This window comes from Pedobacter sp. FW305-3-2-15-E-R2A2 (assembly GCF_038446955.1).
Lineage (GTDB): Bacteria > Bacteroidota > Bacteroidia > Sphingobacteriales > Sphingobacteriaceae > Pedobacter.
Genome location: NZ_CP151803.1, coordinates 794,908 through 813,730 on the forward strand (window position 1 = coordinate 794,908; position 18,823 = coordinate 813,730).

Annotated in this window: 16 protein-coding genes; 7 read left to right on the plus strand and 9 right to left on the minus strand. The window is 41.8% G+C overall.

Annotated elements, in window-relative coordinates:
* The first annotated feature begins 12 nt into the window (after positions 1 to 12).
* The 6 genes from AAFF35_RS03120 to AAFF35_RS03145 all read left to right on the plus strand — a co-directional run bounded on the left by AAFF35_RS03120 (position 13) and on the right by AAFF35_RS03145 (position 8,744).
* Complete coding sequence (locus tag AAFF35_RS03120) at positions 13 to 3,282, plus strand: SusC/RagA family TonB-linked outer membrane protein (protein ID WP_342330921.1); 3,270 nt, start codon at positions 13 to 15, stop codon at positions 3,280 to 3,282.
* Between the two features lie 10 nt (positions 3,283 to 3,292).
* Positions 3,293 to 4,696, plus strand: a complete 1,404-nt coding sequence (locus AAFF35_RS03125; RefSeq protein ID WP_342330922.1) for a RagB/SusD family nutrient uptake outer membrane protein — start codon at positions 3,293 to 3,295, stop codon at positions 4,694 to 4,696.
* A gap of 18 nt (positions 4,697 to 4,714) precedes the next feature.
* On the plus strand, positions 4,715 to 5,884 hold the full coding sequence (locus tag AAFF35_RS03130; RefSeq protein WP_342330924.1) for a TlpA disulfide reductase family protein: 1,170 nt from the start codon (positions 4,715 to 4,717) through the stop codon (positions 5,882 to 5,884).
* Between the two features lie 145 nt (positions 5,885 to 6,029).
* A complete protein-coding gene (locus AAFF35_RS03135; protein WP_342330926.1) occupies positions 6,030 to 6,608 on the plus strand; it encodes a TetR/AcrR family transcriptional regulator in 579 nt (192 codons plus the stop codon).
* Between the two features lie 72 nt (positions 6,609 to 6,680).
* The gene (locus AAFF35_RS03140; RefSeq protein WP_342330927.1) at positions 6,681 to 7,514 is read left to right on the plus strand and encodes an SDR family NAD(P)-dependent oxidoreductase; all 834 of its coding nucleotides are present in this window, start codon (positions 6,681 to 6,683) and stop codon (positions 7,512 to 7,514) included.
* Between the two features lie 3 nt (positions 7,515 to 7,517).
* Positions 7,518 to 8,744, plus strand: coding sequence for an MFS transporter (locus AAFF35_RS03145; protein WP_342330929.1), 1,227 nt, complete (start codon positions 7,518 to 7,520; stop codon positions 8,742 to 8,744).
* Between the two features lie 40 nt (positions 8,745 to 8,784).
* Here the strand turns inward: AAFF35_RS03145 and AAFF35_RS03150 are convergent, their stop codons facing one another.
* Both AAFF35_RS03150 and AAFF35_RS03155 read right to left on the minus strand, forming a co-directional pair.
* Positions 8,785 to 9,222: a GNAT family N-acetyltransferase gene (locus tag AAFF35_RS03150; protein WP_342330931.1), complete on the minus strand. Its 438-nt coding sequence runs from the start codon at positions 9,220 to 9,222 to the stop codon at positions 8,785 to 8,787.
* An 82-nt stretch (positions 9,223 to 9,304) separates the two neighbouring features.
* Positions 9,305 to 10,768: a PLP-dependent aminotransferase family protein gene (locus AAFF35_RS03155; RefSeq protein ID WP_342330933.1), complete on the minus strand. Its 1,464-nt coding sequence runs from the start codon at positions 10,766 to 10,768 to the stop codon at positions 9,305 to 9,307.
* A 76-nt stretch (positions 10,769 to 10,844) separates the two neighbouring features.
* On the opposite strand from AAFF35_RS03155, the gene AAFF35_RS03160 reads away from it, so the two are divergent.
* Positions 10,845 to 11,486, plus strand: coding sequence for an NAD(P)H-dependent oxidoreductase (locus tag AAFF35_RS03160; protein ID WP_342330935.1), 642 nt, complete (start codon positions 10,845 to 10,847; stop codon positions 11,484 to 11,486).
* 44 nt (positions 11,487 to 11,530) lie between these two features.
* On the opposite strand, the gene AAFF35_RS03165 is transcribed toward AAFF35_RS03160, so the two are convergent.
* The 7 genes from AAFF35_RS03165 to AAFF35_RS03195 all read right to left on the minus strand — a co-directional run bounded on the left by AAFF35_RS03165 (position 11,531) and on the right by AAFF35_RS03195 (position 18,804).
* On the minus strand, positions 11,531 to 12,757 hold the full coding sequence (locus AAFF35_RS03165) for a hypothetical protein (protein ID WP_342330937.1): 1,227 nt from the start codon (positions 12,755 to 12,757) through the stop codon (positions 11,531 to 11,533).
* A 320-nt stretch (positions 12,758 to 13,077) separates the two neighbouring features.
* Positions 13,078 to 13,512 (minus strand): carboxymuconolactone decarboxylase family protein, encoded by a 435-nt coding sequence (locus AAFF35_RS03170; protein ID WP_342330939.1) that lies wholly within the window; start codon positions 13,510 to 13,512, stop codon positions 13,078 to 13,080.
* Between the two features lie 95 nt (positions 13,513 to 13,607).
* Entirely contained in the window at positions 13,608 to 13,997 is a 390-nt protein-coding gene (locus AAFF35_RS03175) for a RidA family protein (protein ID WP_342330941.1), read from the minus strand.
* Between the two features lie 140 nt (positions 13,998 to 14,137).
* Positions 14,138 to 14,701, minus strand: coding sequence for a Crp/Fnr family transcriptional regulator (locus AAFF35_RS03180; RefSeq protein WP_342330942.1), 564 nt, complete (start codon positions 14,699 to 14,701; stop codon positions 14,138 to 14,140).
* Positions 14,702 to 14,711: 10 nt separating this feature from the next.
* Complete coding sequence (locus AAFF35_RS03185) at positions 14,712 to 16,067, minus strand: hypothetical protein (protein ID WP_342330944.1); 1,356 nt, start codon at positions 16,065 to 16,067, stop codon at positions 14,712 to 14,714.
* A 166-nt stretch (positions 16,068 to 16,233) separates the two neighbouring features.
* Complete coding sequence (locus tag AAFF35_RS03190; protein ID WP_342330945.1) at positions 16,234 to 17,295, minus strand: alkaline phosphatase; 1,062 nt, start codon at positions 17,293 to 17,295, stop codon at positions 16,234 to 16,236.
* Between the two features lie 15 nt (positions 17,296 to 17,310).
* Entirely contained in the window at positions 17,311 to 18,804 is a 1,494-nt protein-coding gene (locus AAFF35_RS03195; RefSeq protein ID WP_342330947.1) for a RagB/SusD family nutrient uptake outer membrane protein, read from the minus strand.
* Positions 18,805 to 18,823: the final 19 nt, after the last annotated feature.

An 18,823-nucleotide genomic window follows, 5' to 3' on the forward strand; every position in this document is an offset into this window, starting at 1 on the left:
AACTATTACATAATGACCAAACCAAACCAAGCTTATCACCATCTTTTTAATTTTCTAAAACTCCTGCACAGGATTAATTTAAAGGTTATTTTAACGATAGCCTGTGTAGCCGGAATGTACAGCTCCGGATTTGCCCAACAAATCACTATAGTTCAAAAAAATGCGACATTAAAACAAATTTTTACAGCAATCCAAAAACAGACAGGTTACGATGTGGTGTTTTCCAGCAACGATTTATATGATGCTGAAAAGATCAATGTGGATTTCGTAAATGTTCGCCTGGATGAGGTGCTTCAGCAGGTGCTGAAAGACCTTCCTTTAACCTACCTCCTGGAAAACAAAACGATCATTGTTCAAAAAAAGAAAAAAGTAAAAGAGCAGAGTAAAGATCCTGATTTTGCAGACAGGATTGCTCTTACCGGGATGGTAAAGGGCGAAAACGGTCCATTGTCTGGAGTATCTGTTGTTTTAAAGAAAACGGGTAAAGCTTACCGTAGCGCTGAAGACGGTTCATTTTACATTGCTGATGTAGCTGATGATGAAATGCTGATGTTTAGTTATATCGGATATGAAAAGCTGGAGCTTCGGGCAAAAGGGCTGGTATCTCCCATTTCTGTCCGGTTAAAACAAGTTTTAAGTGTGCTGGAAGAAGTACATGTGCTCGCCTATGGAGAAAAGACTTCAAAAAGAAACAGCACGGGATCTACTGTGGGGATTTCTTCAGCTATTTTGGAAAAAACGCCGACGGCGGATCCACTTGCTGCTTTGCAGGGACGTGCCGCCGGAGTACTGGTGACCATGAATAGTGGTCTGCCTGGTGCACAGGTGAAAATACAGATACGTGGTGTAAATACACTTAACCTCGATGGGAGGGCACAAAACCCCTTATATATTGTAGATGGAGTACCCTTTGTCTCGAACTCTATGGCTACACTTTCCAATATCGGGCAAACCTATGGGTCTTCTTTTGATAGTCCTTTTAAAAGTATCGATCCTGCATCTATCGCCAACATTGAAATTTTAAAGGATGCCGACGCAACTGCAATATATGGGGCACGTGCAGCAAACGGGGTGGTGCTGATTACCACGAAACGTGGGAAAGGAGGTAAACTGTCGGTAAATATGGATGTCGTTCATACCATGGCAAGGGTGCCAAATTTTGTGGATATGATGAATACAGACGAGTATCTGACCATGAGGCGTCAGGCTGCACAGAACTCCGGGGTTGAGATTACCGAAGCTTCTTATCCTGACCTGACCAAATGGAGCCAGACGAAATACACCAACTGGCAGAAAGCATTTTTTGGAAAAACGGCAAGAACGAGTAATGCTGAACTCAATCTGTCGGGAGGAACTGACCAGATCAGGTTTATGCTTGGGGGAGGTTACCGCGACGAGAAAACGGTGTATAATGATAAAGACGGACTCAAAATCGCCAATGGCAGACTGAATCTGGATTATAATTCAAAAGATCAGAAACTGACCGCTGCAATGTCTTTAAATTATGCTTCTGATAGAAATTCTGCGATTGCACTCGATCCAGGATCCTTTTACAACCTCCCTCCAAATTTTTCACTTTATAATGAGGACGGTTCCCTGAACTGGGCAATCCCTAATCCCGTTGCTGCATCGCTGAGGACGATGATGACGAAATCAAAAAACTTTAATTCCAATTTGCTAATAGGATATAAAGTGCTGCCTGATTTAAATATAAAAGCAAGCCTGGGTTATAACGATATCCGGGTAGATCAAACGATGTTGAATCCAATTGCTTCGATCAATCCGACTTCCTATAACCCTATGGGAAATGCCTCATTTGTAAATAATGAGAATAATTCTTTCACTTTCGAGCCACATGCAGATTATTTCTTTCGTGCAGGTAAAAGTACATTTAACGCACTGATTGGAGGGACTTATATCGAAAATAAGTCTGATAATCTGTTGTTGAGTGCCTTCCGGTTTTCAGATGATACTAAACTGCGGGATATTTCGGCTGCCGGAACAATTGATACCTCACAGACGCAAAATCAATATCGCTTTCTTTCTGCTTTCACACGTTTAGGATATAATTATAATAGTGAATATATCCTGAACTTCACACTCAGACGGGATGGTTCGTCGCGTTTTGCGCCAGCCAGCCGTTTTGGAAATTTCTATTCAATTGGTGCTGCATGGATCTTTTCTCAACAGCTATGGTTAAAAGATAATCTTGGTTTCCTGAGCTTTGGGAAGCTGAGGGGAAGTTATGGTTTAACCGGTAATGACAATGTGGGTGATTTTGCCTATTACGTGAACTACATTAAAACCTACTCTAAATATCAGAATGTCGGTTTGTATCCTACCAATCTTTTTAACCAGGGATATCAGTGGGAAAAAAATAAAAAGATGGAGTTGGCGCTTGAACTTGGCTTCATGGAGGATAAGCTTAGTTTTACCGTAAATTATTACCGCAACCGCTCCGGAAATCAATTGGTTTCTTACCCGCTGCCAGGACAGACCGGGCAAAGTAGTGTAGTCGAAAACCTTGATGCCTTAGTCCAGAACAGTGGCTGGGAATTTACATTGAATGCTACGATACTGAATAAAGCAGATTTTAAATGGAAAACGGACGCCAATCTGACCTTTGCAGCGAATAGGTTATTGGAATTTCCGAATCTGGCCAGCTCATCTTACAGCAATACATATGAAATAGGAAAGTCACTTAACTTGCAATGGGGCTACGATTATTTGGGCATTAATCCTGAAAACGGAAAGGTGATGGTGAGAGATATAGACGGAAATGGAACCATCAATACCGATGACTACATTGCATTAGGCAGTTCCCTTCCCTCATTCTATGGAGGCTTTAACAATAGTTTTTCTTATAAGCGTTTTGAATTGGGGGTATTTTTCAGTTTCAAAAAAGGGAGCCTGGGATCAGCAGTTTACCTGGCTCCGGGCTCGGACGTCAAGAATCAGCCGCGGTTATTACTAGATCGCTGGCAAGCTCCCGGGCAGTTAACAGATATGCTCGCTTACAGTACGAATTATGCAGAGAGCTATTATTTTAATTCTTCCAGGGCTGCTTTATACGACAATTCTTACATCAGGCTATCGAATGTGTCGCTCTCTTATGATTTTTCCAAAAAACAAGCGGGTAAAATAGGAATGAAAAACCTGCATTTGTATGTATTGGCAAACAATCTTTTTACGATTACCAGGTACCCGGGATTAGACCCTGAAAGTGGGATCAGTATGCCACTGCTCAGAACGTTAACCCTTGGATTGAAAACCACATTTTAATTGATGAATTATGAAATTTAATAAATTACCATATACACTTGCATTACTGGCCGGTTTAACTTCGCTTAGCACTTCCTGTAAGAAGCTGCTTGATGTAGAACCAAAATTGATAAAAACTTCAAAACAGGCTTTTTCGAACGACAGGTCGGCGGATAGTGTGGTTGTTGGAATGTATTTTAAGCTGGCCAGCAGTTATGCTTATAGCCAGGAAATACCATTGTCTACCGGATTCTCTTCTGATGAGCTTAAACCGGGAAAGGAGAGTTTTAATTTACTTTATACGGATATGTATAAAAACAACATCAATCCCGGTGATGCGGTGACGAACAGTTTTTGGACGGAAAGCTACAATCTTATTTTTATATCGAATTCTATTATAGAAGGTGTTGCCGCTTCGTCAGGAATGAGTGATGCCGGAAAGTTGAAGTGTGCTGCGGAAGCCAGATTTATACGTGCTTTTGCTTATTTTTATCTGGTTAACTTTTTCGGAGATGTGCCCTTGGTAACGAGTACCGATTATAAGAAATCGGCGGAATTTCCCCGTGAATCCAGTATTTTAGTCTACCAGCAGATTCTGGAGGACTTGTTGATGGCTGAAGCTTCATTAACGGATAACTACCCCACAGAGGGTCGTGTCCGGGCAAATAAATGGGTGGCAAAAGCCATGCTGGCCAGAGTCTACCTGTATTTGAAAGACTGGGAAAAGGCAGAATTGAAATCTTCGGAAATTATCGCAAATACGCAAAAATACCGCCTTGGCGAAATGCAGGGAACCAATTCTTCGAATGCAGTAATGAATATTTTTTACGCCAACAGCGAGGAGGCCATTTTTCAGTTTTGGAATAACATTGGTACGTCATTGGGCTATAATGCATTAACAGAATATTACAATAGCTATGCAGTAAGTGATGATCCGGAATATGGCCTGCTGAACGCTTTTGAACCTGGCGATAAACGGGCCTTTAATTATGTCAGACGAGCTACAGAAGCTGGTGGCGAATCACGCATCTATAAATACAGGCTGACGGATGAATCCCCGGATTATAAAGAATTCACCATGGTACTGCGATTAGCGGAACAATACCTGATCCAGGCTGAGGCAAGGGCCATGCTCAACCAGACGGGAGCCGCTGTTGAAGATTTGAATAAGATCAGAAACAGGGCCGGTCTGAGCGGCCTGTCGACCTCCATGCCCCGGGAAGAGGTCTTAACCCATATCGAAAAAGAAAGAAGATTGGAGCTATGCTTTGAATGGGGGGACCGCTGGTTCAATTTAAAAAGACTTGGTCATGTTGATCAGGTCATGAACCTGGTGAAACCTGGTTTGTGGACAAGTATCGCTGCACTTTATCCTGTTCCAAGAACAGAAATACTGCTCAATGGAAAACTGAAACAAAATCCTGGTTACAATTAAAATTACATAAATAAACATATGAAAACTGCGTACACTTACTGTCTGGCTTTAGCCTTATGGGCTATTGGATTGCCCTTTTTTTCCCTCGCGCAAAAGCGCCCTGTTCCTAACTATACTTTGAAAGGCAGGGTGAGGGGACTTGAAAAAAATGAGGCGAAAGTTTATCTCTACCTCTTTCAGGATAATTCGTTCGCGGATTCTGCCCGAGTTTTAAATGGCAGTTTTAGTTTCTCCGGCAGGATCAGCGAGCCGGTATGGGCGGAAGTATACTGCAAGGTAGGTACTGCAAAGCCTACAGGATATAGCCGGGTATACAATTGCTTCATCGAAAAAGGGAATAGTGTATTGAACTTTCATGTGGACAGTTTACCGGATGCAAAAATGGAAGGTTCCGCTTTAAACAAGGAAAGGATTGCATTTGAAAAGCAAATCAGTTCGCTGAGTGATTCTGCAAGTAAAATTGTATCCCTTTATTTTAAACAGGAGGCTTTGCTTCATGATTCCGCGCAAAGCAACAAGGATGAAGTGCTGAACCGCATGAAAATACTAAATCAGCAGCATGGGGAAGTGGGGGACCTGATCAGGGCAGAGGAAAAGAAACATATTTTTGCCCATCCTTCCAATTTCTATAGTCTTTGGCTCGCATCGGAAGCATTCAGACATGGCTTGCCTTCAGAAAGGGCAAGGGTCATTTTCGACAAGTTAAGCCCGGAGCTTCGGGCAACAAAAGCGGGTGAAAAATTCCGCTTATTGCTTGAAGAAGATGAGGTAATCGGGCTCGGGAAAATGGCTTCAGCATTTACTCTTCCTGATTCATCAGGCAATGAGCTCTCCTTATCATCCTATAAAGGTAAATATGTACTCATTGATTTCTGGGCAAGCTGGTGCGTTCCCTGCAGAGCGGAGAACCCAAATGTGGTTAAAGCCTATGAGCAATTTAAGGATAAGAATTTCGACGTGTTGGGGATTTCGATAGATACGAGTAAACCATCCTGGGTAAAAGCTTTAAAAGAAGATCACCTGATATGGAAAAATGTACTGGATAATGGAACAGTTGCAAAGCAGTATAATGTCCATTCTGTACCTTCTAATTTTCTGTTGGATCCAAATGGAAAGATCATTGCCAGAAATCTTCGTGGTGATCAGATCATTGAAGAACTCCAAAAAATACAATCTCTAAATCAATAGTTTTATCGCGTGCAATATAAACGCCCTGGAAAATTTATCCGGGGCGTTTATATTGAAATAGAATAATCTGTAGAAAGTAAAATAAGTAAAAATAACTTACAGGAATAGACCGAATGGTTTATTTTTGTGTCGTCAAATCATTTTCATGAATAAAGCAGAACGAACCAGAAGATTTATTATTGAACAATCGGCACCTATTATTAACAAAAAAGGAATGGCCGGTACTTCTCTCAGCGACATCATGGAGGCTACAAAGCTAGCCAAAGGAGGCATTTATGGGAACTTCGAAAGTAAGGATGAGATTTGTTCCGAGTCTTTTTTATACCTGACAGAGAACTTAGCGCAGCAGTTAGATCGGGCCGTATTACTTGGACAAACTGCAAAAGAGAAATTTTCTAACTTACTGAACGCTTATAAAGGAATTAAAACTGAAGGTGGTTGCCCCATCCTGAATTTTGGTGTGGAAGCGGATGATACCCATCCCGGCATGAAAGAAAATGTAAAAAAGGTAATCCGCTCGGCTCAGAAAAGATTTTTTGACATCCTGGCCAATGGGATTGCCAACAATGAAATATCATCAGATCTGGACCCAAAGAATTTCAGCATAAAAGTTTTTGCCATGATAGAAGGAGCAATCCTATGTGGAAGAGTGTTAGAAAGCAATGAACAAATGCGGATCGTATTGGATGCTATCCAGCACGAATTTGATGGCTGGTTAATATAATTTTTTTTACTCTAATAAAGACCGATTGGTCTATTTTGTATTATCGAATCTTAAAAACTAAAAAAGAAAACTATGTCAAAAGTAATTTTAATCACAGGAGCATCGAGAGGGTTTGGAAAAATCTGGGCAGAAGCATTTTTAAAACGTGGCGATAAGGTCGTGGCAACAGGTAGAAGCATCGCAGCACTTCAAGATCTGGCGGATGAATATGGGGATCAGGTATTGCCGCTTCAGCTGGATGTGAACGATCGTGAAGCCAGTTTTGCAGCGGTGAACAAGGCGAAGGAACATTTTGGAAGAATTGATGTACTGATCAATAATGCAGGATATGGATTGTTTGGTACAGTTGAAGAAACTTCTGAGCAGGAAGCCAGGAGCCAAATGGAAACTAATTTCTTTGGGGTACTTTGGTTAACACAAGCCGTATTGCCAGTAATGCGTGCTCAAAAATCTGGTCACATCATCCAGGTATCAAGTTATCTGGGCCTGATCACAGTTCCGGTATTGGGGATTTACAATGCCTCCAAGTTTGCAGTAGAAGGCTTAACGGAAACACTGGCCTCGGAAGTAAAGGCTTTCGGCATCAATGTTTCCCTGGTGGAGCCTAATGGCTATGCCACCAACTGGTCTGGCGATTCCGCATTTCAAACCAAGAGTATGGAGATTTATAATCCGGTAAAGGAAGCCTTTCAGCAAGCCGCCTCCATTCCTGGCTTTTTTGGACAGCCGGAAGCTACTGCAGAAGCCATCCTAAAATTAGTAGATGCAGCTAATCCACCACTGAGGTTATTGTTGGGGGCATTTGCTTATCCAGCAGTGAAGGAAGCGTATCAGGAACGTTTGGCCAGCTTTGAAGAATGGAAAAGTGTTTCTGAAGCTGCACATGGTGAACCGTTGACGGCTTAAAAGATGATGAGAGTTTTAAAGGAAAACCATCAGGGATTTAGTACCATACTTGCCCTTTCATTGATCCCATTGTCGGGATTTGCTACGGATATTTATTTACCTTCTCTTCCGGCAATGGCAAAGGACCTCCATGTGTCTTCTTCTGCGATCCAGCTTTCATTGGTGTTGTTTATGTTTAGCATTGGCCTAAGCCAGATTTTTATTGGCAGTATACTGGATAGTTTTGGACGTTTCAGGATTAGCATCATCTCATTGGCGCTGTTCTCTCTGACGAGTTTTATCATTGCTCTGGCATCAGATATTTATGTGATTTATGCAATGCGGATTATCCAGGGGATTACAATTGCACTTATTGTAGTCGGAAAACGTGCCTATTTTGTGGATATTTATTCGGGAGAGAAATTAAAGAATTACATCAGCTTATTTGCGATTATCTGGGCTTGTGCACCAATTATGGCCCCGTTTTTAGGGGGATATTTGCAAAGTATCCTGGGCTGGAGATCCAATTTTTATTTCCTTGGTGGACTGTCGCTGCTCTTTTTGATCCTGGAACTCATTTACAGTGGCGAATCTTTAAAACATTTTAATCCCTTTAAAATGAAGTCAATTGTACAGACCTATAGCAGTATGTTAAAAACAACTGATTTTATCCTGGGTTTGTTGATGATCGGTATTTGTTTTGGCCTGATTGTGATTTACAGTTTGTCGAGCCCCTTTATCATAGAACGTGTGTTTGGTTATTCCGCAGTGACTACCGGTTACAGTTCATTGTTGTCTGGTTTGTCAATCATGACAGGAGGAATCATTGCCAAATCACTGATCAAACAACCTTTGGTTAAGAAGGTCATTACCGCTCTGGGCATACAATTCATTTTTGTATTATTGATGATCTTTACTGCTCCCTTTGGTACCAATATTTATACGTTGATCGGTTTTACCCTCGGTATTCATCTCTGCAGTGGCTTTATTTTTAACATCATTTATGGGTATTGCCTCAGTCGTTTTTCAAAGAATGCAGGAGTAGCAAGTGGGCTTACCGGAGGAGGCATGTATATGATCAGTTCCGTTTTTAGTTATGGTTTTGCAAATTTATATGCCGTTAAAAGTCAGGTATTGCTCGGTGTAGCAAATCTCAGTTTAATCTTGCTGATCGGTCTCGTTTTTATGCTGTTTAACCGGTACAGGCAGTTAAATGCGACTAATGAATTATTGAAAGCAGCTATCGCATAAAAAGAGGGTGTTTCGGCACCCTCTTTCTGATCAATTCTACCTATTTTAAATAGGCACTGAGATGAACAGCAGAGAATTGAAATCCGTTTTTTAAATACAATTTTTGCGCGGTATGGTTATCGAAACCTGTATCAAGAACTACGGCATCCATATGAGTTGATATTGCGATGGCGCGTACATGGGCTAATAACTGAGAAGCAAAACCTCTCCCTCTATAAGATTCCAGTGTGGAGAGATCGTCAATATATATGATGTTTCCACTGTGCAACGAGGTCATTACACGATATCCTGCAAAAGCAACGACTTGATCATCGGCTATGATTCCGGCGATGCTGTATTTTTCATTTTGCATCATCTCAGAAATCGTGGACGACCAGTTGTTTTTCTTCAGGTGTGGCCTTAGCAAAAAAGCAACTTCCCAGCATTGTTGAATCTCCGCATCTGTCTTGATTATTTTAACCTGATAAGTATTGTCCATAATATTTTATTTGCCATAAAATTAGGGCAATGACCTGGTTGCTAAATATACCAGTCCCGAAATAAAGGATGGCCCAGCAGACTTAATGGATAATTGTTTTCAGAATTTTAAGCGCCGCTATCATTTCATTTTCTTCCAGTGAAGCGAAGCCCATTCTGAGTCCATTGGTAGAGAAAGATTCATTCTTATAAAAAATTCCATCGTCGATAAACAGTCCCTTTTTCAAGGCGGCTTCAGACATTTTGATCAAATCGATCTTTTGATCAAAAATTGACCATACCGCAAGTCCTCCTTCCGGTATTTTGAAACTGATCTCTTCGTTAAAGTCAGCTTTGAGCAGCTCACAAAAATGGTTCCTGCGTTGCTTATATATTTTTAGTGATTTCCGGAAATACCGGTCCATTTCTCCATTGTCAAACATCAGGGCAAATGCTTCCTCTAATACCGTATCTCCTTGTCTGTCTATTAACTCTCTCAATGCAGCTGCGGCTTCCACAAATGCCGGCGGACCCACCAGAAATCCAATCCTCAGGGCAGGAGCAAAAGTTTTAGTAACCGAACCGATGTAAATTACATTTTGATTGTGGTCAATACTTGCCAAAGGCACGTAGGGTTTATTGTCGTAATGGAAATCAAAATCATAGTCGTCTTCTATAATGGCAAAACGGTGTTCCTTTGCGAGCTTTAGTAATTTTAACCTCCGCTCCATGCTCATGGTTACCGTTGTGGGACAATGATGGTGAGGGATGATATAAACCGCTTTTATTTTTTTGTCCTGCAAAAGTTCTTCGAGATGATCAATGTCCATTCCATTGTCGTCGATAGGGATCCGCAAAAGGTTTGCTCCGGTTTGTCTGAAAGTCTCGTCCGCACATAAATAGTTTGAAATACCAACAGCAATATGATCTGTAGGCTGGAGCAGGAGTTGGGCTGCTAAATAGATCCCCATCTGACTGCCTTTTGTGATCAGGATGTTTTCAGAGGAAACCACCAGGCCTCTGGTATTGGAAAGGTACTTGCAAATAGATTCCCGAAGATGTTCTGATCCTTTAGAACTGCCATATTTCAAGAAGTTTTTTCCATAGAATTTTCTGGAAATGCTTCTGTATTCGCGCATGAGCTGATCTATCGGTGCCAGGCGTACATCAGGAAAACCATCGTCAATGGTAAGAATGTTTTTCTGGAGGTTCTTGCTCGGGATCGAAGTTTTAAATCTATTGGTCCATATAAAAGCTTCCTGAGGAGCCTTGTTGTTATTGGCTTCGGGTATTTTGGCTTTAGAGAGGATGGGCAGGCTGGAAAGCACAAAGACGCCCTTACGTTCAATAGATTCGGCCCAACCCTGACTAATCAATTCTTCATAAGCCAGTTTTACTGTGTTTCTATTAATGCCGATCAATTCTGCGAGTATGCGGGAACTTGGCAATAGATCGGATGGCTGTAATGTCCCATCGGTAATCAATGCGATGAAACTATTGCAGACCTGTATGTAGAGGGTTACAGCAGCATTTCGATCAACCTGAATTAATGATTTGTAGGGTAACATCTGGGCTGTAGTGTTTATGAGAATTGGTATGCAAATATAACCCAATGGTGCTTTAGTTTTGTCTAAAATTATAAAAATGAAGAAAGTATTAGTCATTAACTCGAGCGCAAGAACAGGGAGATCTCAAAGTAGAAAGCTTACCGAAGTATTTGTTGACCACTGGAAAAGTATCCATAGCAATCCGGTGATCAGGTTTCGTGAGCTTGGAAATGCCGATGTGCCCCATATCAATGAAAATTGGATTGCTGCGGCTTTCAAACCTGCAGAAAATAGGTCTGAGCAGGAAATTGAGGCTTTAAAGATAAGCGATGTATATATATCCGAATTGAAGGAAGCAGATGTGATTGTGCTTGGCACTCCGATGTACAATTGGTCAATTCCAAGTGCACTCAAAGCTTATATCGACCAGGTGGTGAGGGTTAACGAAACCTGGAAGCGAAATCCAGACGATATGCAAAACCCATATATTGGTCTTCTTGAAAATAAAACCGTATTTCTATTGCTGGCCAGAGGGGCACAGGGATATGAAAAAGGAGGATACAACGAACACATCGACTTTCAGACCGACTATTTAAAGACCGTGTTTAATATTATTGGGATTAGCAATATTCATGTGATTGCGATTAACGGAGAATCTTTTGATGCAGAGAAATATAGGACATCAATAGACAGCTCACATCAAAAAGTGAGAGCATTGATGGAAATGGAATTGGTGTAAACCAAAACAAGAAACCGCCTCAATTTGAGGCAGCTTCTTGTTAGTTAATAAGATACCAGTGTAGTTACGCTGGAAGGAGCGAGGTTAATTCCGAAGTTGCTACCTGTTACAGCAAAACTGTTTGTACTTAGGTTAGCCGAGCTGGTGGTAAAATAACGATTGAAGCCGGCGACGGTAATACCACTGAAGTTAAAGTCTTGATAGGTCGTCGCAGCGTTCTGGTTGACAATAACAACAACTAATTTTGTTCCGCTTTTATAAGCTGTAACATAAACGCCTGATGAAGGGTTTGGTGAACAGGCTATTTTATTGTATCCGGGACGGACATATCTTGCATATTGCGCCATCACATAACCAAGTTTGGTGATGTTGCTGCTTTCATCAATAGGTCCGTAGAATCTGCGGATATACCACCATACATATGCGGACCAGCCTACATTCATACAGTCATGTATTTCTTTGGCCGCATTCATTGCATTTCCCCAATCGTTACCGCTGATACTGGAATTGGTATAATGTTCCGTCATCCAGACTTCTTTGCCAATATTTCCTAAATTATAAGGTGTGGCACCATAGATATGGCCGGACACAAAACTGGTTTTGGATTTTGCAGTGGCATTTGATAAATAAGTGTTGATGAAAGTCTGGCCCATATTAAGTGGTTCTGGTCCGGCAATTGGTGCGCCGCAATTGCTTCCCTGGGCGGCAACGAAATTTGCGACCTCCGTTGCGGTACCTTCCATCCATCCTGATGGCGAGTAATTGGGCTCATTAAATGGACTAATGGCGTAAACACCGCCTACAGCTGTATTATACGCACTTAGATGGGCTGCATAAGCAGCATACGAGGCAGGGTTTAAATGTACTCCGGTCATCATACCGGAGGGGGCGTCCCAAGCCTGCGCGATCACTTTAGCACCAAAACTTTTAGCAGCGTCTATGGTTGGTTTTTCAGCTGCAAAACTGCTGCTACTCCTGGGAACCATGACACGAAGTATGCTTAGCCCTATACCAGAAGTTGTTGAGAAAGCTTTAGTTCGCTGATCACTGGTAAGGTCTGCGATCCAGGCCAAAATGCTTGCTCCCCCAAATCCCTGGATTTTTTGTTGCAGGGTGCCTGCGTCGATCGTCGCTGTGGCTAAAATCGCTGCGTTTGTAAGTTGTTGTTTGTCTGCGATAGTTTCGGAGTTGAATTCTGGTTGGGTTTGATTTTTAGCACAACCGGCCAGCAATAGAATTGCAATAGCAATCTTTAAGATGTTTTTTTTCATTTCAGGGATGTTTTATATTTGGTTAAATGGTAAAATACCACTGGAGCTAATTTGGATAACTGACATTATAAAATAGGTCACAGATGTTTATAGTTAAGCCACAAATGTTAAAGTCGTTTGAGTTGACGAAGCGTTTTAACGTCGTTTACGGGGGGATGACGTGTTTCTGTGCAGCGATTTGTGTGTATCTATTGAACACCTGCGATTTTAAGAAATTTGATTAATGTATTTCTTAGTGACGAAAAAAGATCGTGGATTTATCAAAAAAGAAACCGCCTCAATTTTGAGACAGCTTCTTTTTTAGGTTTCCGGTATTGAGGTTAGACTGGCATTAGTTTAGTCGCGATGCCAATTCTGTTCCATGCATTGATGGTAATAATGGCTAAGATCACCTGGGCCAGGTATGTCTCGCCCAGTACTTTCTCTGCTTGCTCGTAGGTTTCATCAGATACATGATGGCTGATTAAGGTTACTTCTTCTGTTAAGGCTAATATGGCCTGTTCTTCCTCAGAAAAAAACGGAGTCTCACGCCAGGCATTGAGTGCATAAATGCGTTGTTCTGTTTCACCAGCTTTACGGGCTTCTTTGGTGTGCATGTCGATACAAAAAGCGCATCCGTTTATTTGCGAAGCTCTGATTTTAATCAGCTCTTTATGTGTCCTTGTCAGCGGTGTGCTTTCTATGAATTTCTCTAATCCAAGAATGGCGTTATATCCTGTCGGCTCTACTTTCGCAATGTTAATTCGTGTCTTCATTTCTTAGGTATTGATAAGATTTTTTGTTGACACAAAATTACGGCAAGGGCATGGACGAAGAATAGACCAATTCCAAAATAAGGACTGGCCCAGTTTTATCTGACCACGGTGGCTTCCAGTTCAACGGTTAGTGTTTCAAAAAGACTTTTTACTTCTAACAAGGTCGTTGCCTGTTTAATCTCATGTTGAGCGATCCAATCCTGAAGAATAGGGAAGTGGGGCCAGAGTTCTGGGGTTGAGGTGGTGTAGATATTTAAGCGTACAATATTTTTGCACTCATAACCAGCTTCATTGATGACCTGTTCCAGATTTTGTATGGATTCTATCAATTGTGTTTTCATGTCGGCTGTACTGGACTGCCCATCAGCGTTGATCGCGGTCTGTCCGGAAACATAGAGTGTCCCTGTTACTTGTTTTACTTCTACTGCTTGCACATAACTGCGCTGATCCTGCCATTTCCAGGGATTGATACTTTGTTTTTCCATTTTCTTTGAATTTTTGTTGCCATGGTTTTTCCATGGCTGGATTTAATTAACAATACAAAGTTGCTGGGAATACAAGGATTTTAAAGGTGACATTACTCACGATTATCGTGTGAGGTTTGTCACAAAAAGTATTTGTTGTACTAACGGGAAAATCTGCTCAGGGTTTCTCTGGAAACGCCCAGATAGGATGCTATCAGTGATTTTGGAACGCGCTGAAATAATGAAGGCTGCTGTTTAAGCAATTGCTCATAACGCTCTTTTGCATTGGAGGTAATTAACGACAGTATACGTCGCTGAGCACCAAGATAACCGTAATTAGATTTTTCGAGAAAAAAACGTTCTATCTTTTGAAGGCCATCACATAGCTTTTGGTAATCTTCAAATGTAAGGCAAAGGACTTCAGTATCTTCAAGACATTCCAGCGACATGCTCGCTTCAGTTTTAGTATAATAGGCGTAATAATCACTCGTCCACCAATCCTCCATCGCAAAGGAAATGATATACTCTTTTCCGGAATCATCAGTATGTACGAGCTTTAGAAGTCCGGATACTACAAAATATGAATATTTCACTACATCGCCCTCCTGAATAAGAAACTGATGTTTCTTGAACTTTTTGGCAGTAAAATGAGCAGACACAAAGGCAAACTCCTCCTCACTGAGTGGTACTATTTTTTCTATATGTTCCCTTAGTTTGTCCTGCATGGAATGCCCTCTATTTTTCTAAAAGCAAGTCTAGCATCATCGCCTCCTGCCAAAATACAAACAATAAACTCAATAACAAGCAGTACCACAAGATATCCGTTTGCTTGCGTGGCTTAAGCCAAAACAGGAGCACAGCAAAAAAAGGAAGACCTGCTAAGTAGATCAGAAACAGTGCTGCGACTTGCTGAAAAGAAGCGGTATAATGATCGGGAATCAATGTCCAGATGATGAATTGTATGATCCAGCTTAATAATGGCAAAGAAATACAAAGTAAAATCTTGTATCCTATTTTTATAGCCGTCGCATTTGGAAGCGTGTTTTTGTGGTTTCGTCGTAATTGTATGACCACGGCAATGAAAAGGCCGAAAATCATCGCAAGTTGAAGGCCTTTAAACAGATTCGTATCCTTTCTGGTCATTGGACTTTTGGAGGAGACCAGTTTTGAAGATGCATATTCCTCGATCAGGACGGTTTCCCCTTTATTAAAAGTTTTTTTGACGGTGGTGTGTGTGGATGGGGGATTAAATGTCCATACAGAATCCTCGATGCCATTTTTAAATTGACCATCTATCAGGATTTGTTCCTTGTTTTTTCTTAAGAATTTGCCATGCAGCCGGCTTCCCTTGAAAATTAACTGATCCTGGTAGTCCTTTGTTTCGATCGTTAACCGGTTGATTTGGTTGGGCGGAATGTCCTTATACTGACGGGATAATTCGCTTAAAATTCTTTTATCCAGATCTTTCAAAATCAGGTTCTTATTAAAGTCGTCATTTTTTATGGGATCTCTATCCATTCGAATCTCCTCCACCTGAATGACAAGTAAGGTGTCAAAATTGTAAATCCTGAAGCCCTGATCTACTGAATTGCTATCGGTTAGGTGAACTGGCGATGGAAACAATGCATATTGTGGCTGTTCAAAATAGAGGGAAGGTGGCTCGGGCTTAGAGGTAGCACAAAATGAAAAAAAGACGATCAGCGCGGCGAGTTCGGGGTTGAAATACGTTCTTTTTTGAGGAAGGGATTGCGCATACCAGCTTAAAGGTAAGACGATGAGAGCAAACAGATCGCTAAAGTCTACTGTTCTTTGCACCGTAAACAGATACTCACTAAACAACTGAATGAATGGATCTGAATAGCTGCTTTTCCAGTAAATGAAAAATAAAGCAGTTAAGATATATACCGCCGGTTTTCTGTTTGGGAATAGTGCTGACCAGAATATGGGAAAGATAAACAACCCGCAGAAATCTGACAGTTTCCCGGTAAATGCATTATGAAAAGCGGCCTTAAGATAAAAGTCGTTGAGCAGCAGCAGAAATAAACAGATCAGAAATGGGAGTGTGGTTAATCGTTTCAGGTTTACTGACATGCCGGTGTTTGTTAGTGTCTGCAATTGATACCAAAAAATGATTTTAGTAACCCCTGTTCTTTTCTATCCTGCGGAAAAGAGCCCTACCGGAAGGAGTTGAATCCAAATGCCAGAGAGAAAGTAGCCGCCGGTTAATGACTACTTTCTCTCTGGCTTTGTGAAGCAACTATTTGAAATTTATCAGTTTCCTGAATTTCGCAAAAATGGTATGGTTATCATAAATTCCCATGAAGCTTTCTGCTCCCGGGCCAAAGGCGAACACAGGAACCATTACGCCTGTATGGTCGTCGGTAGAGAACTTGCCGCTGATTGCTCCTGTTTTCAGATTGCCGTCGGTAATCGTCAGCCCGCCGGTTTCATGATCAGCAGTAACTACCACCAAGGTCTGCCCGTCTTTTTCTGCAAAATCCAGTGCAGCACCTATGGCCTGATCAAAGTCAATCAGTTCTTCGGTTACATAAGGCAGGTCATTGGCATGACCGCCATCGTCAATCTTGGAACCCTCTACCATCAGAAAAAAACCTTTCGAATTCTGTTTCAATATAGAAATGGCGGTTTTTTCCGTTTGCAGCAGCTGATCTTTTCGCTGGGCGATCCGATCTTCTTTTACCAGCCCGATTAGTTTGCCACTTTTAACCTGGACAATCTCCGCAGTAGTTGACTTAAACTGATATCCTTTTTTCTCGAACTCGTTGATCAGGTTACGTCCATCTTTTCGATCATTAAAATGAGATACCCCTGCACCGATCAGCACATCTAAACCTGAATGGACATATTCTGCAGCAATTTCCGCTGACAGTTCACGGGAAGGCTGATGACTTGCAAAGGTGGCAGGCGTGGCATCAGTAACATCAGTGGTGACCACAATGCCGGTCGACAATCCATTTTTCTTTGCAATTTCCATAATGGTTGGCTTTGCCCGCTTCAGCGTATCTACGCCAATTGCCCCATTATAGGTCTTTTCACCGATCGCAAAAGCAGTAGCCCCCGCGGCCGATTCTGTGATGTAATCACTGGCAGAATTGGTTTTTGAAAAGCCAATACATTTAAAGCGCTCCAGATTTAGTTTACCTTTATTGGCGGTAAGTCCGGCATAGATTTGTGTGGTCCCCATGCCGTCCCCGATCATAAATATAATGTTCCTGATCTTTTTTGCCGGAGCTGGTTTATCCTGTGCATATCCGGAGATACTGAAGAAGCATAAGGCGATGATGAAGTATCTTTTCATATTACTAAAATAAAATTAATATCCGGGATTCTGCTTAAGCACCCCACGACTTAAATTAATCTGAGATTGCGGAACCGGAAACAATTCGTTAATACTGGCTTTAAATTCCCTGCCTTTCTGGTCGTTATATTTTTTGGCATAATCGCCAAGGACTTTTGCTGCTCTGTTGGTTCTCAGGAGATCAAAGAAACGGAATACCTCGGTCGCATATTCCACCCGTTGTTCCTTCCAGATCGCTTCACGCAATTGTGACTTGTCTAATGTGGTTACATCCGGTAAAATCTGGTTATTTCCTTCCCTTGCCCGTTTTCTAACCTCATTTAAAGCATTGAGTGCTTCATTAGGACGTCCATTTTCATTTGCCGCTTCTGCATACCAAAGGAGGATATGCCCCAGGCGGAATACATTTTGATCCTTGCCGGAGCTTTTCGGCTGATCCGGCATTTCATTTTTCAGGATCAGGTATTTTGTACACAGGTATCCGGTAGGACTGGTACCTACATCAGCGATAGTGCCATCTGGTAAAATATCGCCCGTTTTATAGACCGTTGCTTTTTTGCGTGGATCCATAGGCTCGAAAGCATCCACCAGGTCCTGGGTCGGGGCATCATATCCCCAGCCATAAGAAAGCGGGCCCCTTGTTCTGCCATCTCCATCACCGGAACCTTCCTCATCATAGAAGCGGGCATCATACTGGAAATTGATTTCAAAAATGCTTTCCGGACCATATTCGCCATCAATGGTGAAAAGATGATAATAAACCGGATCCAGGCTGTATTTCCTGCTGTCGATGATTTTTTTAGTCCAGGTTTCTGTTTCTGTAAATTTTCCCTGCATCAGGTAAACTCTGGCCAGTAAGGCCTGTGCAGCACCTTTAGTGGCGCGACCATAATCGGCTTTATCCTGGGCATCCCTGTTAGGAAGGTTCGGTTCAGCTTCCAGCAAGTCTTTTTCAATCTGACTGTAGATTTCCTGTTTTGAATTCCTGGGGATATTGTAATCGCTTAATTTTTCCTGAAGCATCAGTGGAACCCCTCCGAAAATTTGTACCAGATTGAAATAATAATAGGCGCGTAGAAATTTGCCTTCCGCTACGTAAGTACTTTTTGTCGCCTCGTCCATGCCTTGCACGAGTGGTGATTTTTCGACAACAAGGTTGCTGGCATGAATTCCCTGATACAAAGTAGACCAGGCATTTTCAAAAAATGGATTGGTAGAGTTGGCTACAAAATATTCTACCTGGATCATATCCGGGTTGTCGCCTCCGTTTGCGCGGGTATCATCAGAACAGACATCTCCAAATACCCACCTTACATAACCGGGGTAATTGGTCCGGTAGTTAGATTGCAGGGTTTTATAAGCGGCAATCAATCCTTGTCTGGCGGTAGCAGGAGTGGTAAAGAAAGTTGCGGTGGTTTGTCTGCCTTGCGGCTCAATTTCCAGGAGTTTTTTACATCCGGAAAAAGTAAGTACAAATAGCAGCAGGCAAGTGGTAAGTATAAATTTCATCTCTTTTTTTATTTGAATA